Here is a 20,551-nt window from a genome sequence, read left to right on the forward strand (position 1 = left end):
TTGCATCACGACATCACCATGGTCACACTGGCTAGACTCTCCCCAGATAAGAACAGACCAAAACCTCGCTTCAACACCACCAACCAACAACACATAGGTTTACAACGAGATTCGAAATTACCAACGAACTGGCCTGCACGAGGACTTTCCAGGCGTTGTGTCGGCTTGAGTCCCACGGCTTGTTGGATTGTCTAAATTTTGGGTGTGGCCAGTATAGGTATGTCAATTGAGCAGTTGATCGTGCGCTCGAGAGGTGATCAGTGAGTCTGGTGGGATGCTCGACAGACCAGCGGGTCAATTGGACTACCTGCGCGGCGACGTTATCGATAGTAAACTCTGCTGATTTGTAGTCTGAGCTTATCGGGTTGGATTACCGACCGCTGTACTACTTTGAAATGCCGCCGGCCTTGTTAGCGCCGATTGTAAAGAACCTCGCGAACGTAGGATTGCTGCGGCGAGTACACGTCGCGGTGGAAAAGCCATTTGGCCGCGACCTGGATTCGGCGCGGGAACTCAATGTTCGACTACACGCGGTGCTTGACGAAGAGCAGATCCGGCGGGTGGACCACTTTTTAGACAAACGGCATGTTGTTGAGGTGGAATACCTGTGATTCATCAACCAGATGTTTGCACAATTGTGGGACCGGCACATTATTTCCGATATCCACCTCACCATGGCCCAAGGCTTCAGTGTGCAGACCTGCGGCAGGTTCTATGATGTGGTCGGGGCTGTATGTGGCATCATACGAAGCCATCCACTGCAGGTGTTAGCACTGATTGCGATGGAGCCGACGATGGGCCCGAGTGTCGATGGTTTGAACGACAAAAGGCCAAGGTGTTTCGCGCGATGTCGGCTCTGAATCCACAGTGTTAAGTACGTGGTACGTACCGCGACTCTACCGACGTCACTGAGGTGGACAAGATTCGCAAGCCGAACATTTACGTTGCACTGGCGGGAGGCCGAGATTAACAACTGGCGGTGGTTCGGAGGGCCGATCTTCTTGCGCGCGGGAAAGGCCTTGCTGGCGAAGGTTATCGATGTGCTGCTGTTTTTGCGGAATGTTCCCGGGTTGGCTTTCTGGTCTAACCGCCGACAAGCTGAACTCAACCAGATCGTGCTGCGCATCGATTCCGATTCGAGTTATGCGCCTGCAGCTAGCCGCCTAACTGGGCGACTTGTGGCACGATGTTCACCTAAGAATTTTTCCTTCGCGGTGGGACTCGGTGAACCGGTGCGGCCTTATGAACGACTTCTCTACGCCGGGTTGACCGATGATCGGCAACTTTTCGCTCGAGAAGATGGCATCGAAGAGATGTGGAGCATTGTTACGCTGCTGCTAGCCATGTAGGGCAAATCGATCTGTACGACCGTGGGTCCCTTAGGGGCTCTAGGCTGCGCAGTCGCTGCTGTGGGGCCATCGCAGTTGGCAAGAACTTGGTTCTCTGCGGGCACTCCCGCAACACGGCAAGGAGACCGAAGAAGATGCAGATGGGAATGATTGGCCCGGGTTGCATGGGTGCCAACATCGTGCACCGCTTAGTCTAAGGACGAACATGAGTGCGTGGTGTACGACCACAACCTTGATGTGGTCAAGGCGCTGGTCAGTGAGCGAAAAACGATCGAGGTGGCGTCGCTGGCCGAGCTACGCGGCAAACTTCGCGCTCCACGAGTGGTCTGGGTGATGGTGCCCGCGGATGATATCATCACTTCGGTGATCATAGATCTGGTCGACACACTCGAGTCTGATGACATCGTGATTGATGGTGGAAACTCCTACTACCGTGATGACATCGAATACGTAAAGATCTTTTCCGAGAAAGGGATTCATCTACTTGATTGTGGTATCAGTGGTGGTGTGTGGAGCCGGGAACGTGGCTATTGCCTGACGGTCGGTGGTGACGACTGCGCTTTGCGTACGCAGAGCCACTGTTCGTTACCATCGCGCCGGGTGTCGAAACAGCACCGCGTACGCCGGACCGACACGGTGATCTCGCGCAAGCTGAGAAGGGCTATTTGCACTATGTCCCTTGTGGGGCAAGCTATTTCTTCAGGATAGTGCACAAAGGGATTGAGTACGGGATGATGGCATCGCTAGCCGAGTGAGGAAACCCTGCTATAAATGCTGATATCGGTACTTGCGTGCAGAAAGACCTCGAAGCCAGCGATGTCGAAACCATACTGTTGGAAAACCCGGAATTCTACCAATACGATATCGATCTCCCAGCAGTCGCCGAGGTATGGCGACGGGGAAGTGTGGTCAGTTCGTGACGCCTGGATTTGACTGCGTCAGCGCTGCACCAATCGCCCGCGCTGAACGAGTTCACCGGACGGGTGTCCGACAGTGGGGAAGGTCGGTGGACCGTTTAGCACGGCGGTCGATGAGGGGGTACCGATGCCAGTGCTGACGACCGTCCTGTATGCGTGCTTCGCCTCGCGTCAGATCTTTGAGTTCGGTGCCAAGGTGTTGTCGGCGATGCGCAAGCAGTTCGGCGAGCATGACGAGAAGCCCTCTGGTGAAGAGGGTGAGTTGTGTCGGACGAAGTCCACGATGGCTTCGGTGAACGCGTTACTGTCATCACCAGCTGTGGTATGCTTCGCGTTGGCCGATTCGACGAACTCCGCCTGCGATGCCTTGGTGAGAAAATCCTGAACGTCCTCGGAGCTGACCATGTTGGAGAGTTTGTCGTGAATCAACAGGATTGGGATCTTCAGATCGACGGTAGTGTGCTCGATTTTCTCGATGCACAGCTCCGGGTCGTCTCCGGGTTTGGTCATCATTACCGAATTCCAGTGCCAGTATCAGCGTTTGCCGTGCAGTCGTAGGTTTTTTCAATCCTTCGGGATTACGTGGTTTCCTGCGGTACGGCAGGTAGGCCACGACAGCGACGGCCTCGTCAGGGGAAGCAAAACCCTGGAGGTGGATGAACATGAAATCGCGGATGCGGGCGTTGCTACCCTTCATTGTAATGCGGCACCGCGTCGACCAAACATCAGCCCGATCGCCCTTTGGTCAACGGTACTTTCGGCGACAAGGGATGCTGGTGAGTCGGCTCACACTGGTCCCAATCACCACCGGGCTGCCGGTCGAATCAAACACGCGTAGGACGTCTTCGGTCAAACTTTCGAGGGTGTAGTCGGCGTCCGGCGTACGGTTGTTATCACCGTGTCTACGTGTGTCGATCGTGATGACGTGGTATTTTTAAATTTATGAAGGTCTGGCCGGCGGCTTTTCAGGAGAGCCAGTTTTGATCTCTGCCGTGCAACATTAGGACGATTAGTGCTGCCTTGGAGCCAGGGCTCCATTCGTCGGCATCCAGGGGTCTTATCTGCGTTGACAAAGCTAACCGTTTGGGGGCTGTGTATGGTGCTACGCTGTGTTCAGGGCTTGTTTCCAGACGTCGAATCGGGCAGTATGTTCGGCGCTTCCCATGGTGGGCAGCAATACCGCTCAACCTGACGACAACGATTCTTTGATTCTGTTCAAACGCCCGACCTCAGAATTGGTGGTATTAGTCGCCGTGTCGGTGGAGGTTTTGTCGAACTAGTCTGCTACGCACTCACCATGGTTTGGCGGCTGTGATTCATCGGTAAATAGCTCGGCGAAGCTGCCGCATAAAACTCGATTCCTAACCGTCGTATCCATGTCGTCGAACAGCTAGTGCAGCGTTTTCTGAGTGTGGCCGAAGGTGTCATCCAGGTGTGGACAGTCGCTATCCTAGAGTACATTGTTGAAAACCATTGCGGTCATCGCCACGATCGCCGATCAGTCGTGCTGGAACGACGCGTACATATGTGCGTAGATTATCTCGTGCACACCACGATTGATCTTGTTTTCCAACACTATTGAGTGCTGGCGATATCCCTCTTCCGTTCGGTCGATGATGAACGGCACCCACGTCGCTTTACCCTCCGACACCAGAACTTTGAGTTTTGGGGGCCGATCCAATGCCCGTGAGGCGACGAGCTTGACCACCGCACGCTGGCCACCGAATGACGTCTCTGTGTAGTGGAGAACCGCACCTTCTGGGCTGTTATAGGTCATCCCGATCGAGCCGCTGACGGTGAAATCGCTTGTTGCAGAGCCGATGCGGAATGCGACCGCCATACCGATTGCTTCAGCGATGGTCCAGAACGGTTACCATTGCTCGCGGTGGAAATTGCGTTGCGTTGAGTGCGGCGTGATGGTAGGAAAGATTTCCTTGAAAATATTGCGCCACAATGAATAACTCTGCTTACTGCATCGTCGAAATCTGGTGTCGACACTTGTACAGTAGGAGTCAGTAGCGGAAAGTAGTACATAATTATTTATGTTGCACAATCATCGGACGCCTGCATCGCTTCACACAAACAGCTTTAGCATATGAAACGAGCCGGAACATATTCCTAATGATGGAAACACCAATTACGACAAAATGCTTTCGTCATCGAGATCGGTAAGTCACTTTCCGGTGTCCCAGGTGTCCAGTGCTGCCGCCGTGTCTTGTAGAAATTGTTCTTGAGCAGCGGTGAAAAACCGGCAGCGGAAGTGCCTGGCTTGCACGTTGCATGGCACTAAGTCGACCAGCTGCTTGGGTAGCCGTGAACGCCACAGGTTGGCGGGTTCGATGAAATGTAGAGCCGTCCGAGTTAGCCGCATAGTTCGAGGGGTACTGTCATGAATCCAAGTATTAGAATTACTTTTTAGTACTATCAATACTGTCGACATCTGGTCGGCCGCTGCGGTCAGCACTGAGATAGTCTGGCCTGCACTGATGAAGCAGCCTCTCTGACGTTGGCGTTAACCGACGGTGGTGAGGAATCGCAATGTGGCCGGTGTAAAGACCACTTCGGCCTGAGTGAGCAGATCATCCTGGACCGGCTCTATGAGCTGATCAGCTAAGCGAATCTGACCCGTGCGATGACAGCCACCAAGGCGATGTTCGATATGCGCAAGGTTATCGTAGCCAAGCTGGAACGAATGGTTGCCCATATTGTATCGAACAGTGAGCCAGTCGATCCAGTTAATTGTGGTGTTGATGATCGTCGGTACATTGTCCGGGTTGTCGCATACAGCCACCATCAGTGTTGCTTTCGCCATGGTCGCCATCAGCACGTGGCTCAGCAGTTGCCTGCGTAGCGACGTGTCCAGCTCCAGACTCGTCCATCCAACTGCAGAAGGCGGCCATCATGCAGCCGCGATGAGCGATCTCGAAGCCGGCTGGCGTGTTTCCGGACGACAGTATCCTGACTAGGCGCCGGTTCTTCCACATCGCCTCGAGGTAGGCTCGCACATGGACCTCGAATACCCATCCTCCGGGTCGATCCCCGCTGGGACGGACTGGGCCTTTTACCGCGTCGTGGCGTCGACAGTGTCGGCCATGTACTCCAACATTGTCAGAAACAGCTTGTGTTTGCCCCCCGAAGTGGTAGGAGATGCTGGCGCCAGAGCCGGCCATCACGTTGGCCATCGTCGCCGCAGTGAAGTCCTGGTCGCTAATACTGCGATCGTTGCGTCGAGGATTTGCCGTTGAGTGGCGCTGATCTTGGATCTTGGCCCAGCGGTGGGTCCGTGCGGAGGTCGTCATACCTAGACGCTAACGGGTACGTCGGACCGTCAGTCGTGCCTTGCATTGGCCAGTCGATACCACATAAGTCTCAGGTCGATGACCCCGCGTTAAGTTGTTTGGGTGCATGTCCTGTTAGGCAAGCTAGCAGGACATGCTGCACAAGAGTAAACGTAGCGGCGATGCTGCTGATTTCAGGACAGAGACTATAGCGCGGCGGTGACGAGTGGCGTTTACCGTGAGATGCGCCGGATGTCCCGCGATGATTGAGCCCACACTGGATCGACGTGCGAAAGCCCGCTGGGTACCTTAAGACTCTGACCTGGTGCCACACAGATCGCCTTGTGTCTGCACGGTTTCCCTGACACCGCCTACGGTTGGCGTAAGATCATTCCCCGCCGGATAGATGAGCTATCATGCCCTATTATTTGAGCATTTGAGGGCACGTTTTATACGTCGCTACCCACCGATGGGAGTTATCACGGTGTCGTGTTGATGGATGACGCCTTGCGCGTGCTTCTAGCTGTAGATAGTACCGAACGCGATGTGGTGATCGGTCACGACTGGGGTTGACATGGCCGCTATTGGCCCTGGACACGATGTCCGACAGTCCGTTCCCAAGACGGTGATCATGTCGGTGCCGCTTTCGGCAGCGTTTCGATCGTCGGGCCGGCTGACCGACCGTGGCCGGCTGGTGCTGACGTTACCGTATTAGCTGCTGCGCAGTTAATCCTTCCATCTACTTTCAATTATCATTGTGTTGAGCTTTGCTGTGCGACATTTAGTCGCCGGCGCAGCATGCCGAATTGGAGCGGCTGTGGACCGAGCCGCCTGTATTGCCGAGTTTGTACCTGTACGGTGGTGACACCGGTTGCTTAGCTACGGTTTTCATGCGCTGGACGGAACGGTGCTGTAATCGGGCAGTGAAGTAACAATCGTGGAGTATGCTGGGCTTTTCTTGCCGCTTGAGCAATCAGACAAGGTTGGCGAATTTATTCTGGCGTTCATCGTCTTGCTCGGCTGAGGCCACGGTGATGCATTGAATGACGACCGTCGAAGCACCATTCTATATTGATGTCAGCCAAAGTCTCCAACGACCAATTTCTGCCCTATGCATTCGACGGCCAACTCGTCCGGCTCGATGGCGTCATCAACGATATCCGCCGCCATCGAGCCTGTCCTGATTTGACGATTCGCCTCGACGGCGGGTCTGCACTGACCTATCCACGGCGGGTCCTGGCGACCGCCGAGCCCGCGCAGTTGGTTGAGCATGAGCTCGCTGATCACACTTGGTGTGGTTGCCTAGCCGCAGTGGTTGATCTTGCCGGCAAGCAGTTAGTGAGCAGTTAGATATTCGCTAGATGCTTTGGCGAATAAACATTTTCATGTTTTGTTATCGGAATTCCGGGGCTCATCGGCCCGAATGCCGTTGCGGTTATGCAGGTTGCAAATGTGCTAGCTGACGGAGCCTGTATTTTGGCGACGGCTTCTCGGTCGGCCGGTGTCGGTGTTCAAGGTGGCGCGGTTACCGGCAGATTTTTACCGTGGCGAACGATTGATGCGGCCCGCACGCACCGCCGGGTAATACACTATACCCGCACCGGGTTGCTGGTACCGTCGTTAGATTCCGTCGCTATCGAGCTATGCCCGCTCGTAGGGCACCCACGTCGTGCACACGTTGGTATGGCACTGTACGCAACTGCCTAGTCCCACGGTTACCGTCGCCGTGCTAGCCGCGGTATCCAGGGCGACGTCGTAGATGTTGGGTGAGGCGGGAAGGCGCTCTGAGCGCTGAGGTGCTGATAATTTAGGTTTGTTGTGGCACAAGCTCATAACTATTTCAGCAATGTCGTTGTGGGGCTGTACCCGGAGCTTGGCCAGGATGTCCGGGTGCAGCGGATCACGACAGACCTAGTCAACGGGTGTCGCCGCTTCCAGCATCCGGTTGTGGTACTCAACCGGCCGAGCTTTTGTCGCGATCCTGGCTGCTCTGAGCAGGTTAGGACGCCTCGCTATTCGCCTCGGATGTCCGGCCAGAACTGACGGCCGGACATCTAGTACTGAGACCTGCGAAGGGTCTGACCTATGACGTGTACAGCATAGGCGACACTATAGTAATAATTAGTGTGCATGCGGCCGAGTTGACGATGGCAGGTATCGACGTCTGTCTGCAGCTGCTGTATCCTGGCCTTTAACGTAGGGTTTTCCTGTAGAAAATCGTAATGTAATGTGCTGCGATTGGGTGTGGCTAGAGCAATTCCTCAGCGTGATTTGTGCAATGAGAATACGAAGATGGTCCATGTTGTCACCGCAGGTGGGACATTCGTTATTACGCGCAATGGCGATCTGGTAGCTGAGCTTAGTCCTATATGAAATCGGTCGCCGTATCCTAAACGTTACGCACGAAGAAGTTGCTACACTGACCGGTGTCCGCGTGTGCATTGATCATTGACAGTTCTACGCAGTCTTCGACCAGTTGATCGACCAAAAATCTCTAGCATGACGTCCGGTATTCTGGATACGTCGGTTGTGATCGACTGACACGGTTCTGCGGTGGTCGCTGCACCGCCCAACGAGATAGCAATATCAGCCATTATGGCTGTTGATTTGGCTTCCGGTCCGTTGTCGACCACAACACCGGTGGAAGAGGCCAAGCAGCCGAACCGGTTATAGGATATCGAATCGACTTTGGAGCCAATCTCTTTCGACGGAGCCATGGTACGTGGTTACGTGCTAATCGTCGCAGTTGTGGTGCGCGAAGGAAAAGAACCGCGAAGCAGGTTCGCCGATCTGTTGGTCGTCGCGACGGCGCACGTCAACCACTGTGGACTTCTACAGTCGCAATGCGGACGACTTCGCCGGCCTTGAGAAACTGATCCGTGTCGCCGTTATCTGATTCTGGTAATGCATCTGAGCTCGCCCAGCGGTCCTGTTGTGTTAGAGTAGCGCACTTTGACACCGATGTCCGGTGTTGTCGTGTCGATGGGTGTGAAGCAGCGGGCTAACCCTTCAAGCGGTGTTGGATAGATTGCTACAGAACTTACTGCGCATCAATGGATCTCGAGTCTTCCTCTCGGGTGATGCCAATAGCGAGGATCAGCTCCTCGTGTAGTTCGAACCACACTGTGTGGTAGGAGTCAATGAGTGGCTTAGTGAACCATGCGATCTGTCCAGCCTTGACTTTCTCTAACGCGGTATGCAATTTCCCCAGGTAAGTACTCAACCGTGGCAGCTGCTTCGCCACTACCTCGATGATTGGTACCATCCGTTCGTGCACTGCATCGAGGCGCGCCAAAATCGCAGCATCGTATTCGGGATTCTCGTGGGTATTAGGACTATCATTTTTTATTTGCCAGTCCGTCGCCAGGGCCTTGAAATCAAGGTTAACGGGACAGAATTCGTGATAGGAAGCTGCCAGTGCGGTCGTGTCGATGTCTTTGCGCTCATCGGCGAGTAAGGCGTTTAGCTGCGTGCGGCCGGTGGGGCTGATCCTCAGTGTCTTTCCCTCGACTAGTAGGCCGGCTGCGGTTAGTTGTTTGACGGTTTTAGTGACCTCGGTAAGATCGTCTCCCAAAGTTGCAGCCAAGTCGGAAGAACTTACCCGACCCTTCAGCCGAACTGCCTGCAGTACTGTCAATTCGGTCACGGTTTGGCCTGGCTTCGCAGCCGTAGCGCGGTCATCATGACGATGAGCGGGGTAGTTGACACCACGTCGGTGTGCCCGGTGTCCATTGCTGCGCGTATCGCGGCATCGGACGAGTCATCCAGCCTCGGATGGTCCCCGGTCGCGTGTGCACGTAGCGGGCTGATGCGTCGCGCGATGTCAGCCAGCTCGCGTAGCTCTGGTGTGTCATTCTCCGACCACGCGGACAGTGTCAGATTGCCGTGGCGAACCTCGCCTTCGTCGCCGTCGACGGTGATCTGTTTGCCAGCCAACGATGCGACGGTTCCCTGGCCGCAGCCCACCACGGCCACTCGGCCGAGTTCGCGGCTGACCACTGCCGCATGGCTGGCGACACCACCGACCTCGGTGACAACACCCTGTGCGGCCAACATGCCGAGGACGTCTTCGGGCCTGGTGTGGTTGCGCACCAGGATGACCTGCTCGCCCGCTTCGGCGGCGTCTAGAGCCTTATCGACTTCGGTGTACGCTTTGCCCGATACCACGCCCGGGCAAGCTGGCATGCCTTTAGCTAAAAGTGGTGCAGCTAAACGTATCTCCTGCCGTAGTGGGGGTAGGAGCACGGTCTCGACGTGTGCCGGGGTCACTCGGCGCAGTGCCTCGGCATCGTCGATGAGCCCCTCGTACCGCAGTTGTAGCGCCAGGCGCACCGCCGCCTGTGCCGAGCGCTCTGCGGTTCGGGTCTGTAGTAGCCACAACTTGCCGTCCTCAACGGTGAACTCGATCTCTTGAACGTCAGATCCGAGCCGCTCCAAGTGGCTAGCTGCGTCCATCAACTCGTCGTAGACAGCCGGTTTATCGTCGCGCAGGGCTGTAATCGGCTGGACGTCCACCAATCCCGACATCACGTCGTCGCCTTGGCCGCCGGGAAGCCACTCACCGAACGGTTCACTGCCGCCGGTTATCGGATTGCGGGAAAATAACACTCCGGCTCCGGAGTTGGCGCCTTGGTTGCCAAACACCATCGCTTGCACAATCACAGCTGTACCACCCTGGTCATCCAGACCGTAGTGGGTGCGGTAAGCAACCGCGCGAGGAGAATTCCATGAGGAGAAAACGGATTCGATGCCCGCGCGCAACTGAGTGTAGGGATCGGTGGACAGAGGATCTGATTCACCTACGATGCGCCGATACGTGCGAGTGAACCGTAGGCGGGTGTCGCGGGCGAAAGTGTGGGCGATCAACGAGGTGTCGGCCGCAGCCAGCGCCTGCTCGACGGGAGTATTTATGCCCAAGTCCAGAATTGTGTCCATCATGCCGGGCATTGACTGTGCGGCCCCGGAGCGAACGCTGACCAGCAATGGCCGTGGCCCCCGCCCAAACGTGCGTGAAGTTTCGGCTTCCAGCCACCGCATCCTGTCCAGCACGTCGTCCCAGATAGCCTCCATCGTAGGTTCGGGAGCGGTCAAATACCGGCCGCCGACCTCGGTGGTAATGCAGAACGCTGGGGGAACCGGCAATTGGTGTCGGCGCATCGCGTTGATGCTATGGCCCTTGCCACCCAGGATTTCTCGCGATTGATGCGCGTCGCCGTTCAGCAACACTACAGAGTGCTCGGTGGACGTGGCCGCATGTTGGTTTGACGTCGTGATCCATTCCTGCGTCATGCGCTTTTCCCAGTAGGTATCGCATGAATGCCGGGGATTCCGGTGCTGTTGGGCCGAGTGTTCAACGCAATTCCGACACTGTCTGCTCCAATGATCGTGTTGTTGATGTCGAGCTCCTGTACGGTTCTTCATGGGTTTGCCCGGGCAACGCTACCTGCCGAGGATTTGTCTCATCAGCTAGGTTTGAGTCTATGACTTCCTACGACGTCGGGTTACTGGTCCTGCGGATGGTGCTGGGATTGACACTCGCCGCGCATGGCTACAATAAGTTCTTCGGCGGTGGTCGGATACCGGGAACGGCACGGTGGTTCGAGAACATCGGCATGAAGCCCGGGACGTTTCACGCCACCGTGGCCGCGACTACCGAGATGTCCGCCGGATTGGGTCTGGTCGCTGGCCTACTGACACCGATCCCGGCGACGGGCTTCGTCGCGCTGATGCTGGTCGCCGCTTGGACGGTGCACCGAACCAACGGCTTTTTCATCGTTAAAGAGGGCTGGGAATACAACCTGGTGTTGGCTACTAGCGCAGTCGCGGTTGCCATGTTGGGCGCCGGCCACCTCAGTTTGGATTGGCTGATCTTTGGTGAGAACTGGTTCGACGGTTGGAACGGATTACTGATCTCGATGTTACTGGGTTTCGCTGGGGCACTCGGCCAGTTGCTGATCTTCTATCGGCCGTCGGCCAATCAGACTTCATAATTGGCAATACCTTGTGTTCCCCTCGGCCTGGGGTGATCATCGTAAGATGTGTTTGCTTTATAATATTTTGCGATCCATTAATGTGCATATTATTAACGTAATATTTTGTTGAAAGTATATTCGCTATATGATGCCTTTAGTGAGTTAAGGAAGACTCGCTATTAATTGAAGCCGGTCTTTATGGGTCCGTACTAGGTGCGCCGTAGGTGGCTGGCCTTGCGGTGGTTAATGTACTAGTGATCATCTGTGGGTTACTGGCGGGGTGGACCACCACAGATTTCGTGCGCGAATATTCGACTGACTAGGTCGAGGGCGGTTTGACGAAGCAGGTCACTTACGCTTGCTTCTTGCTCCTCGGCAAACTGGCGTAATTCCTTGAGGAGTTGCGTCTCCAGGCGAACTGAAACCATCTGCTTGATCGACTGACTTGCAGTCTCATAGTTGCCTTCCTCTGCTTTAGCGGTACCGGGTTGCACTGCGCTTCTCATCCTCACGGTGTTTGTTAGCCATCACGACCCCTCCTCCAAGTTTTATGGGTGATCTTTTCCCACTGTAGGACCTCGGCAGTTTTGGCAATTTATCCCTGTCACAGGCCGTAGCCAATCGCCGTGTTTCCAGGAATCTATCGAAGGGGGGCATAGCGTGTCCTACGTGGCGGTTAGTGCCTGCAATGACGAAACTCTGTCCAGACGGGACTCAGCTTGATCGCTACTAGATGTTTTTGCAATACTGCGCTGACTACCACTGCATCCACGTTGTGGAGCAGGAAGTCAACATAATTGCCTTCCTCATCCTCGTTCACAACGAGCAATTAACCATCATGATACACATAGTGCTGCTACTTTTGCATTCAGCGAGGTGCGAATCGCACTACTCGACACATAGCCAACCCACAAACAAATCTAAACGGGACGCAGCGGCAGGCGAATCTGGGCGCGGCGTGGTCACAGTGGCCGACATGGTGACCTGACAGCCCTGGGCCGACGATGTGTCGGTCCAGGTGCTATCCGAGCCAGCCGACGAATCCGAGGTGACTTAAGTCCCTGCCCGCACCTCGTGCGCTGCTGCGACCATGTTCTGCAGTGACGCGCTAACTTCGTCGACCGAACGGGTCTTCAGCCCGCAGTCCGGGTTAACCCAAAGCCTTTGTACCGGTATGGATTTTAAAGCTGAACGCAGCGACTTGGCCATCTCATCGATGCGCGGTACCCGCGGTGAGTGAATGTCGTAAACGCCCGGGCCTACGCTGTTGGCGAAGCCGACCGCGTTAAGGTCGTCCAATACTTCCATATGTGAGCGTGCCGCCTCGATGGATGTGACGTCGGCGTCCAGGTCGGCGATAGCTCCAATCACCTCGCCGAACTCTGAGTAGCACAGATGAGTGTGAATCTGCGTCGAGTCGGCTACCCCCGAGGTCGCTAGTCGAAAAGCCCTTACAGCCCAACGCAAATACTCTTCTTGATCGGCGCGACGCAGTGGTAGCAGCTCGCGTAGCGCGGGCTCGTCAACCTGGATGATCGCGATACCGGCGGACTGTAGATCCACAGTCTCATCGCGAATCGCCAGTGCCACTTGGTTCGCGGTGTCGGCCAACGGTTGGTCGTCACGAACGAATGACCAGGCCAAGATCGTGACTGGTCCGGTCAACATGCCCTTCACCGGCTTGTCGGTTAGGGACTGTGCATAGGTGATCCACTCAATTGTCATCGGGTGAGGCCGGGACACGTCACCGTAGAGGATCGGCGGGCGTACGCAACGGCTGCCGTAGGACTGCACCCAACCGTTCTGCGTGGCGAAGAAGCCTTCCAATTGCTCAGCAAAATACTGCACCATATCATTACGTTCCGGTTCGCCATGGACTAGTACATCTAGTCCGAGTTGCTCTTGCAATTTGATAACGTCGGCGATTTCCTTTTTCATTCTGCTGATGTACTCGGCCTCGTCGATCTCAGCGGCCCGCAATGCTGCGCGTGCTTTGCGGATCGTTGAGTTCTGCGGGTAGGAGCCGATCGTTGTGGTTGGCAACACCGGCAGGTGTAGGCGTGCGTCCTGGCTGGCGCGACGCTTTGCCACGTCGCCGCGGTGCGCACCGGACGCGATGATCGAGTCTATACGCGCGCGGACCTGCTCGTTGTGTAGTCGCGGATCGTTGCGCCGCGAGGCAACAGTGGCATTGGACGCGGCGATCTCATTGGCGACCGTGTCGCGCCCGTTGCGAAGTGCGCGTGCCAGCACGACGACTTCGGCCACCTTTTCCGCGCCAAATGCCAGCCAACTGCGCAAGTTGTCGTCCAGGTCGGTTTCTTGCTCCAGCGAATACGGCACGTGCAGTGTGGAGCACGATGTCGAAACAGCAACGGTGGCTGCCAAACCCCGCAGCGTCTCCAACTTGCTCAACGCCGACTCCAAGTCGGTGCGCCAGATGTTGCGTCCGTCGACGATGCCGGCCACCAGAGTCTTGTCGGCCAGTTCGGGTACCGCCGCGATCGCCGTGTCGGCACCATAGACGAGATCAACACCGATCGCCTCAATGGGAGTGCGGGCCAGTCCCGCCAAGGAAGCGGCAGGGTCGCCAAAATAGGTTGCCACATAAATAGCGGGTCGGTTGCTCACTGAGCCGAGCGTAGTATACACTGCCTCTGCTAAGGCTGGCGCATCGGGGGACAGATCAGTAACCAGCGCTGGTTCGTCGAACTGCACCCATCGCGCGCCATTCTTGGCGAGCAGCGACAGCAGCTCAGAATAGACCTTCACCAACTCCTCAAGTCGTTGTATCGGTGCACCCCCGCTATTGATGCCTTTGCTCAGTAACAGGAAGGTTATTGGCCCGATAACAACCGGGCGGGCCGGAATCCCTTGCTCAAGTGCTTCCTTCAGCTCACTGAGCACCTTGTCTGGGTTCAGTGAGAATGTGGTCGCGGGCTCGATCTCGGGAACCAGGTAGTGGTAGTTGGTGTCGAACCACTTTGTCATCTCTAATGGCTCGATGTCGTCGTTACCGCGCGCTAGGGCGAAGTACTGGTCTAGGTTGTCAGGCACTCGTGAGACCCAAGCCGGCAGTGCGCCGAGCATGAATGCCGTATCGAGCATCTGGTCGTAGTAGGAAAAGGTGTTCACCGGTACCGAGTCCAGGCCGGCGGCGACCAAAAACGACCACATGTCGCGGCGCAAGGTCGCAGCAACGGATTCCAGTTCTGATCGGCTGGTACGTTGGGTCCAATAGCCTTCGGTTGCCCGTTTAAGTTCGCGGCGCGGGCCTATACGTGGGGAGCCGGTAACGGTTGCGGTGAATGGTGGAGCGGTCACAGGTTTGTCCATTTGATCGACTTCATCCTTAAATCGACGGGGTGGTCACCACCAGCGGACGCACAGCCGATCCGATTGCGGCAGCACCTCAGGTACTACAGCCGCAACAGCTACGGTCAAACGCCCATTCCACGAGGCGATGAGCCGTCGGACGCGGGCGCGCCCGACACAGCCGGCAGGTCTTCGGACTCGCAGGCGTGCACTGCTAGGTGTTCCTAATGGCCGTCGCGTCCTAAATCTCAGATTTTCTAAGACCAGTGCTTTCAGACGGTGGTTATTCCTGCATACCGCTGCGGGACAGTTCCGGATTCTCACCAGGTTCCCTTTCGCAATGCTTCGCTAGCATCACTCGATGTTGGCGCCGCGTGGTGCGGCGCCAACAGACCAGCTGCGTCATCCAGGTTACTCTGCGTGCTGCGGATGCGATGGATTAGCCCGCCAGGGCTTCTGCCCACCCTGGTCTGGTGTTGTGTGGTTTTGTTTTATGTGGGGTGTGGTGGTGTGGGTCGATGGGTTGTGTGAGTTGATCTACTGTGTGGATGTTCTGGTAGCCGTGAGTCCGTCGGTAAAGCGGGTGGTGTTGTGAGTTGTTTGTAGAAGGAGCTTGCCGCTATGGCTGGTGTGTCGTGCTTGGCGGTGGGTTTGTGGTTGTTGCGGTACGCGGCTGAGGAGATTGTGGGCCTGTTGGAATCTACATGTAAATGTAGATTGGGATACTGGCCGGGACTAGGTGTCTGGGATGTATCTGTGCGGGGGTTGGGGTAGCGACTCGCAGCACACTGTCTGGCGGGGGGTTGCGCTGGTCTTCATCAAAATGAGGTGAAGGCTAGCGCATGTACCGTAAGGGGCGACGGTCTTGCATCACGACATCACCATGGTCACACTGGCTAGACTCTCCCCAGATAAGAACAGACCAAAACCTCGCTTCAACACCACCAACCAACCAACGGTTATGTCGATTGTGTCCGCTGACATCCCGAGACCGAGCAGATCGATAGACTCTCGTAGTCCTTATGAATTTATTTTTAACATGTCATTATACCATCGGGTGGATCAATTGGGTGTATCATGGGGCGAGTAAGATTTACTTCGACAAGAATTACGGTAGTATTTTCATTATCTGGGACCGGCTGTTCGGTAGTTTTCAGCCGGAGCTGTTCCCCCTGTACTACGGCCTAATTAAACAAGTCGACACATTCAACGTGTGGGCTTTGCAAACTCGCGAGTACGTGGCGATTGGCGACGTGTCTGCGTGATCGGCTAGGTTACGTCCTCGGACCGTCCGATCGGGCGCTATGCAGGCTGATGACTTCATCTCGCTGGCTATATCCCGGTAGTGTTACCCCCGCAGTCAGAAGTGACAACTGAACAGGGGACAATGTCAACGTGCTCGTTAGGGGAGGGTTACGCCGTAACCTCAACTTGCGGTCGGCAGTCGTGCCGGCCCCGATGGATCGGAGTCCATGGTGCGTCGTCTGGCTGTGCGCGCATTCGCTGTGTCGGTTGCCGTCATGGCATTCGGACCCAGTCTGTCGCCGGCAGCGGCCAGTGCGGACTCCGCCTTGGTTTTCCCAGGCATGGAAATCCACCAGGCCAACCGCATCTGTACCTTGGGTTATGTCGATCCAGATCTAAAAATCGCGTTTACTGCCGGTCACTGCCGCGGTGGGGAAGCTGTCACCGACCGGGAGGCCAATTTTATCGGTCGTCTTGCGACATACCGGGACAGCACGCCAAGCGGCATGGCAGTGGCCACCGATCAGTTAATTGCCGACTACGAGGCGATTGTGCTCGATGACCATGTGATAGTGAGCAATATTCTGCCCGGCGGGCGTCGACTGGAATCAAACCCAACGGTGGTAGTGCAGCCTGGACAAGCGATCTGCCATTTCGGTGTTATCACCGGTGAAACTTGCGGGACCGTGGTGAGCGTCAACAACGGATGGTTTACCATGTCCCACAGTATTCAGAGCCAGAAAGGTGACTCGGGTGGACCCGTATACCTGGCTCCCACTGGAGGCAAGGGGCAAATCGTCGGGATTTTCAACAGTGTCTGGGGGGGGTTGCCCGCGGCAGTGTCATGGCGGTCTACCTCCGAACAGGTCCGTCAGGATCTCGGAGTGATCCCCAACCGCCGTTAGTGCTGATCAGCGGGAAGGGTAGAGTGTGAACACCGGAACCAAAGACGCGGCAGCACGCAGTTGCTCGTCGGTTGATTCCGGTGCTAATCCTTGCGACATAGCTTTTGACCTGCCAGTACCACCTGGTTATATGGCATTTCAATAGTTCAGGTTCGGTGGCCTCGGCCACTTCGCTGATCCCGGCGTGTTGTCGGCGTCAGCACGGCCCAATCTTGATGCTGTCCGCCGCTCTGACATTGTGTGTCCCCTGGGTGTTACCGTGCGGAGAAACGACATAGTCGACACCGTCAGCTGATCGTCACAGCACGCTGTTTGCCCGTCTTGCGATCACGCTACCCGCAGTATCCGGATCCCGGCGATACTGATATCCCCTGTTCGGCCAACCAACGGGCTACTGCGTTAGTGGCTCGCGCGGTGCAGTTCGCGCTCTAAAAATATTGTGTAGGCATTGCGTATCTCCTCCAGTGGACTAAATCAATAATGCAAGAGCGGTGATCTCGGTTGTGTCAGACTGGCTGGGTGGGCAAACGGCAGAACTCGCGGGAGCACATCGAAGCGCAAATTGTCGAACTGGGCCGTCGCCAGCTGGTTGATTATGGCGTAGCCGGATTATCGCTGCGTGCAATAGCTCGTGACTTGGGCATGGTTTCCTCGGCGGTTTACCGTTACGTGTCAAGCCGTGATGAGTTGCTGACCTTGTTGCTTGTTGATGCCTATTCCGAGCTGGTCGACACGGTGGAGCGAGCTCGCGACGTCGTAACCGATCAATGGACCGACGACGTGATTGCTATCGCGCGGGCGGTGCGACAATGGGCCGTCGCGCACCCCGCCCGTTGGGCTCTGCTCTATGGTAGCCCGGCATCAGGATATCACGCCCCCGCGGAGCACCCCGTTGGAGTCAGCACTCGGGTGGTGGGAGCTTTTTTCGACGCAATCTCCGCTGGGATTGCCACCGGAGATATCCGGTTAACCAATGACGTTGTCCCGCAACCGATGTCATCGGACTTCGAACGGATTCGCAAGGAATTTGGTTTTCCCGGTGATGATACCGTCGTCGTCAAATGCTTTTTGCTGTGGTCAGGGGTGGTAGGTGCGACCAGCCTGGAGGTCTTTGGGCAGTACGGCGCCGGCACTCTGACCGATCCGGAGGCAACGTTCGACATCCAAATACGGCTGTTGGTGGGTGTGCTGACGCGGTATTGACGGGCAGACCGAAATTAGAACATGTTCATTTGACGGTCTCCGACTCTGCACGGCACAGCCTACTGCGGCAAAGTTTTTCTCGAGTCTGCCGATCCCTTCTGCTGACCGGTAGGCTGGGCTATCCCGCGAGACGATGCGCCTTCCTGTTCAGTCGTTGATGTTGATACAGATCGCGTAGGTTACCTCGGACCTGAACGCCACGGAAACGGCTCTCACCGGTCTGTTAGGCGTTCGCAAGTATGTGTACATTTCCAATGTACATTATTGCTCAGGATTCCTGCAGCTACGGTGGCAGACTCACAGATTTGGTGGCGAACATCTCGCTGAGTGATCTCGGGGACGTGCAGTTGGATCTGATCACGTCGGTTTGCGGTGAGAACGTTTACAGTTAATTTTTACTTAATCGTGGATCCGTTTTGCATCACATCTGCATCGAAGCCGAAAGCTCCGAACGATTTGACGCAGCACAGAAATGGTACAGTGAGGCGTGATGCCTGGTGAAATTCAGTTCGCCTATGTGTTAAAGTCTTAGGTGGGAGTGTCGTTTATCGATTATCGCCTATGTCCCATCCACGATCAGAGTTTTCTACGATTACATTAAGCAAAGTAGTGGCGAGCTCCGGATTGCCAGCTATCATCATGGTGTCCTGGTCAGATGACGTTGATGTGATGGTTATCGGCTTCGGTATTGGCGGGGGATATGAGGCTGTCAGCGCCGCGGCTTCCGGCGTGCGGGTGCTGATGCTCGAGCCATCCGCCGCGGCGGATGATATCGCTTTTTGTCGCCGGGCGTTTCTCCCTGGGTGGAGGAATCGTGGTCCAGCAGGCGACCGGTCACCCTGATTCGCCCGAGGAGATGTATTAAGTACTTTGTCGCGGTGTCAGGCAATCTGACCATGTCAAGATTCGTGTCTACTGTGGTGGCGGTGTTTAGCACTTTAATTGGCTAGGAAACTTGAGTTTCCAGTTCGAGCGCGGCTACTTCCTGGGGAAGGTGATGATTCAGCCTATAGTACCGGGGGCTTGATTTAAACCGGCAATGATAAGGGCTGGCTGTTTTGCGAGATAACAGTGCCGGCGTTGCGGGAGCACAAGATGCTCATATCTGATCACATCTCTGCGACGTCAGCAAGGTGATCGACCTATTGTTTAAACGGGCCGCACACCTAAGTGTACAAGTGCGTTACGAAACAGTGCCACCGAGCTCATCATCGATAGTGCGAGCCCAGAGGCCGGCCGTGATGTGGAAGCGGTTCTCGGAATCCGGTGCGGTAAAGGCGAAGGTCGTTGTCGTCGTCGCTGAGAGATTGGTGATGAACCCGGAGATGGGAGCCAAATACGCCCCAGAATTGGCCGAGAAGCCATTTGTGCTCGGCAGCATCTAACGACGACGGCCTGAGCATCCAGTTAGGCATATCGGTCGGGAGGCGCTACTCGGCACATGGATCGGATGTTTATTACGGCTCCGCCCTATCCGCCGTCGCTCCTGCCTCATAGAGATCATCGTCAGCAAGCTCAGCCAGCGGTTCGTCGCCGAAGACTCCATAATTATGCTAAAACTGTCGTACTTATCATGGAGCGGCTAGAAGGCGCCGCGTTTTTGATCGTCGACAAGGCGTGCTTGGAGTGAGTTAAGATGCTGTTGGCCGTACCGATCGACGGCTGAGAGAGCATCGCGGGCATGGAGGCCGCGCTCGCCATCCAGTAGGATAACTTGGCCGCGGTACTGAATCGCTATAATGCTTATACCGCACTTGGTGAGGATTTCGATTTCCGAAAGTAGCCGGAATTCTTTGCGCCACAAGATAAAGGGCCGTGGAGTATGCTCGGCCTGTTGTTGGGCAAGACGTTCTATGCTGGATTCACCACTGGTGGGCTAGTCACATCGGTGCACGGTCAGGTGCTGCGTGCAGACAATGCAGTGGTCGACCGGCTTATACGCTGTCGAGTCGGGGCGTGTGCCGCCAACATTGTTCGCTCAGGATGGCAAGGGTTATGCTAGCGGTGTGAGGGATCGCTCTCCAACCGCCGTGTTGGAGCTTACGTGGCAGTGGTAGTGTAGGCTTGATGGGATTGCAGCTGCGGCAATCCCGGCTATAACATGCAAACGCAGTGGGAGGCGAACTCGGCGTCGCCGCGGTTTACTGAGGACAATCTTTTGCGGTTACTGAGGTGCTTTACCTGCGTACCGTGAAGACGGCTTTGAAGACGATCGTGGATGGGATCGTTAATCGCAAGGTTTTTGAAACGTGTAATCAATGACTGATTCTGAGAGAGTCCTCTTCCTCCAAACTATCGGAAAGGGAAATGCCCCTGGATGAGCGTGGGACGGAAGATACGGCTCTTTACCCTTGAGGGCATTTTCCC

The 20,551-nt window shown here is 55.9% G+C and carries 16 protein-coding genes, 7 pseudogenes and 1 riboswitch; of the genes and pseudogenes, 14 read left to right on the forward strand and 9 right to left on the reverse strand.

Annotated features, from left to right (window positions below; all coding sequences use genetic code 11):
• Positions 1-395: 395 nt before the first annotated feature.
• From MUBE_RS16990 to gnd, 3 genes and pseudogenes are all read left to right on the forward strand, one after another.
• Positions 396-611, forward strand: a complete 216-nt coding sequence (locus tag MUBE_RS16990) for a hypothetical protein (protein ID WP_243632800.1) — start codon at positions 396-398, stop codon at positions 609-611.
• A 12-nt stretch (positions 612-623) separates the two neighbouring features.
• Positions 624-1,349: pseudogene (locus tag MUBE_RS16995) on the forward strand (hypothetical protein).
• Between the two features lie 134 nt (positions 1,350-1,483).
• Positions 1,484-2,513 (forward strand): annotated as a pseudogene (gene gnd, locus MUBE_RS03570) (phosphogluconate dehydrogenase (NAD(+)-dependent, decarboxylating)); the annotation flags it as partial.
• 14 nt (positions 2,514-2,527) lie between these two features.
• On the opposite strand, the pseudogene MUBE_RS19815 reads toward gnd, so the two are convergent.
• From MUBE_RS19815 to MUBE_RS19820, 4 genes and pseudogenes are all read right to left on the reverse strand, one after another.
• Positions 2,528-3,364 (reverse strand): annotated as a pseudogene (locus MUBE_RS19815) (alpha/beta fold hydrolase); the annotation flags it as partial.
• 400 nt (positions 3,365-3,764) lie between these two features.
• Complete coding sequence (locus tag MUBE_RS16245) at positions 3,765-4,106, reverse strand: hypothetical protein (protein WP_207801642.1); 342 nt, start codon at positions 4,104-4,106, stop codon at positions 3,765-3,767.
• A gap of 333 nt (positions 4,107-4,439) precedes the next feature.
• On the reverse strand, positions 4,440-4,637 hold the full coding sequence (locus MUBE_RS16250) for a hypothetical protein (protein ID WP_207801643.1): 198 nt from the start codon (positions 4,635-4,637) through the stop codon (positions 4,440-4,442).
• Between the two features lie 141 nt (positions 4,638-4,778).
• A complete protein-coding gene (locus MUBE_RS19820) occupies positions 4,779-5,060 on the reverse strand; it encodes a hypothetical protein (protein ID WP_424399027.1) in 282 nt (93 codons plus the stop codon).
• A gap of 1,058 nt (positions 5,061-6,118) precedes the next feature.
• Between MUBE_RS19820 and MUBE_RS19825 the strand changes: the two genes are divergently transcribed.
• From MUBE_RS19825 to MUBE_RS17015, 3 genes are all read left to right on the forward strand, one after another.
• Positions 6,119-6,259, forward strand: a complete 141-nt coding sequence (locus tag MUBE_RS19825) for a hypothetical protein (protein ID WP_424399028.1) — start codon at positions 6,119-6,121, stop codon at positions 6,257-6,259.
• 359 nt (positions 6,260-6,618) lie between these two features.
• Positions 6,619-6,894, forward strand: coding sequence for a hypothetical protein (locus MUBE_RS17010; protein ID WP_243632802.1), 276 nt, complete (start codon positions 6,619-6,621; stop codon positions 6,892-6,894).
• A gap of 468 nt (positions 6,895-7,362) precedes the next feature.
• A complete protein-coding gene (locus MUBE_RS17015; RefSeq protein WP_243632803.1) occupies positions 7,363-7,587 on the forward strand; it encodes a hypothetical protein in 225 nt (74 codons plus the stop codon).
• A 997-nt stretch (positions 7,588-8,584) separates the two neighbouring features.
• Here the strand turns inward: MUBE_RS17015 and MUBE_RS03615 are convergent.
• Together MUBE_RS03615 and MUBE_RS03620 are read right to left on the reverse strand one after the other, a co-directional pair.
• Positions 8,585-9,190 (reverse strand): helix-turn-helix transcriptional regulator, encoded by a 606-nt coding sequence (locus tag MUBE_RS03615; protein ID WP_116539528.1) that lies wholly within the window; start codon positions 9,188-9,190, stop codon positions 8,585-8,587.
• Positions 9,187-10,833: a pyruvate, phosphate dikinase gene (locus MUBE_RS03620; RefSeq protein ID WP_116539529.1), complete on the reverse strand. Its 1,647-nt coding sequence runs from the start codon at positions 10,831-10,833 to the stop codon at positions 9,187-9,189. Before MUBE_RS03620 ends, MUBE_RS03615 begins: the two co-directional genes overlap by 4 nt.
• 27 nt (positions 10,834-10,860) lie before the next feature.
• On the opposite strand from MUBE_RS03620, the gene MUBE_RS15465 reads away from it, so the two are divergent.
• Positions 10,861-11,028, forward strand: coding sequence for a hypothetical protein (locus MUBE_RS15465; RefSeq protein WP_165849679.1), 168 nt, complete (start codon positions 10,861-10,863; stop codon positions 11,026-11,028).
• The gene (locus tag MUBE_RS03625; RefSeq protein ID WP_116539530.1) at positions 11,025-11,534 is read left to right on the forward strand and encodes a DoxX family protein; all 510 of its coding nucleotides are present in this window, start codon (positions 11,025-11,027) and stop codon (positions 11,532-11,534) included. Before MUBE_RS15465 ends, MUBE_RS03625 begins: the two co-directional genes overlap by 4 nt.
• A 251-nt stretch (positions 11,535-11,785) precedes the next feature.
• Here MUBE_RS03625 and MUBE_RS03630 read toward each other — a convergent pair whose 3' ends face one another.
• Positions 11,786-12,010, reverse strand: a complete 225-nt coding sequence (locus MUBE_RS03630; RefSeq protein WP_165849680.1) for a ribbon-helix-helix protein, CopG family — start codon at positions 12,008-12,010, stop codon at positions 11,786-11,788.
• Positions 12,011-12,569: 559 nt separating this feature from the next.
• Complete coding sequence (metE, locus tag MUBE_RS03640; protein WP_116539533.1) at positions 12,570-14,852, reverse strand: 5-methyltetrahydropteroyltriglutamate--homocysteine S-methyltransferase; 2,283 nt, start codon at positions 14,850-14,852, stop codon at positions 12,570-12,572.
• A gap of 145 nt (positions 14,853-14,997) precedes the next feature.
• Positions 14,998-15,238: riboswitch (cobalamin riboswitch) on the reverse strand.
• Between metE and MUBE_RS15040 the strand changes: the two genes are divergently transcribed.
• From MUBE_RS15040 to MUBE_RS03650, 3 genes and pseudogenes are all read left to right on the forward strand, one after another.
• Positions 15,196-15,426 (forward strand): hypothetical protein, encoded by a 231-nt coding sequence (locus MUBE_RS15040; protein WP_424399029.1) that lies wholly within the window; start codon positions 15,196-15,198, stop codon positions 15,424-15,426. It overlaps the preceding riboswitch by 43 nt.
• A gap of 395 nt (positions 15,427-15,821) precedes the next feature.
• A pseudogene (locus MUBE_RS03645) lies at positions 15,822-16,208 on the forward strand (sterol desaturase family protein); the annotation flags it as partial.
• A 95-nt stretch (positions 16,209-16,303) separates the two neighbouring features.
• Positions 16,304-16,981, forward strand: a complete 678-nt coding sequence (locus MUBE_RS03650; RefSeq protein WP_165849681.1) for an Rv1815 family serine proteinase — start codon at positions 16,304-16,306, stop codon at positions 16,979-16,981.
• Between the two features lie 6 nt (positions 16,982-16,987).
• Here MUBE_RS03650 and MUBE_RS17020 read toward each other — a convergent pair.
• Positions 16,988-17,403: pseudogene (locus MUBE_RS17020) on the reverse strand (nitroreductase family deazaflavin-dependent oxidoreductase); the annotation flags it as partial.
• Positions 17,404-17,500: 97 nt separating this feature from the next.
• Here MUBE_RS17020 and MUBE_RS03660 point away from each other — a divergent pair.
• The 3 genes and pseudogenes from MUBE_RS03660 to MUBE_RS03670 all read left to right on the forward strand — a co-directional run bounded on the left by MUBE_RS03660 (position 17,501) and on the right by MUBE_RS03670 (position 20,246).
• Entirely contained in the window at positions 17,501-18,184 is a 684-nt protein-coding gene (locus MUBE_RS03660) for a TetR/AcrR family transcriptional regulator (protein WP_207801644.1), read from the forward strand.
• Positions 18,185-18,374: 190 nt separating this feature from the next.
• A pseudogene (locus MUBE_RS17025) lies at positions 18,375-18,843 on the forward strand (VOC family protein).
• Positions 18,746-20,246, forward strand: a pseudogene (locus MUBE_RS03670) (FAD-binding protein). Before MUBE_RS17025 ends, MUBE_RS03670 begins: the two co-directional pseudogenes overlap by 98 nt.
• Positions 20,247-20,551: the final 305 nt, after the last annotated feature.

The sequence above is a fragment of the Mycobacterium uberis genome (genome assembly GCF_003408705.1).
Taxonomy (GTDB): Bacteria; Actinomycetota; Actinomycetes; order Mycobacteriales; family Mycobacteriaceae; genus Mycobacterium; species Mycobacterium uberis.

Bases quoted from the DNA above. Each gene is read 5' to 3' on its own strand.
- metE (WP_116539533.1), bottom strand. From the start codon at position 14,852: ATGGACAAACCTGTGACCGCTCCACCATTCACCGCAACCGTTACCGGC.
- MUBE_RS19820 (WP_424399027.1), bottom strand. From the start codon at position 5,060: ATGGTGGCTGTATGCGACAACCCGGACAATGTACCGACGATCATCAAC.
- MUBE_RS03650 (WP_165849681.1), top strand. From the start codon at position 16,304: ATGGTGCGTCGTCTGGCTGTGCGCGCATTCGCTGTGTCGGTTGCCGTC.
- MUBE_RS17010 (WP_243632802.1), top strand. From the start codon at position 6,619: ATGTCAGCCAAAGTCTCCAACGACCAATTTCTGCCCTATGCATTCGAC.
- MUBE_RS16250 (WP_207801643.1), bottom strand. From the start codon at position 4,637: ATGCGGCTAACTCGGACGGCTCTACATTTCATCGAACCCGCCAACCTG.
- MUBE_RS03625 (WP_116539530.1), top strand. From the start codon at position 11,025: ATGACTTCCTACGACGTCGGGTTACTGGTCCTGCGGATGGTGCTGGGA.
- MUBE_RS15465 (WP_165849679.1), top strand. From the start codon at position 10,861: ATGCCGGGGATTCCGGTGCTGTTGGGCCGAGTGTTCAACGCAATTCCG.
- MUBE_RS16245 (WP_207801642.1), bottom strand. From the start codon at position 4,106: ATGGCGGTCGCATTCCGCATCGGCTCTGCAACAAGCGATTTCACCGTC.
- MUBE_RS03620 (WP_116539529.1), bottom strand. From the start codon at position 10,833: ATGACGCAGGAATGGATCACGACGTCAAACCAACATGCGGCCACGTCC.
- MUBE_RS16990 (WP_243632800.1), top strand. From the start codon at position 396: ATGCCGCCGGCCTTGTTAGCGCCGATTGTAAAGAACCTCGCGAACGTA.
- MUBE_RS19825 (WP_424399028.1), top strand. From the start codon at position 6,119: ATGGCCGCTATTGGCCCTGGACACGATGTCCGACAGTCCGTTCCCAAG.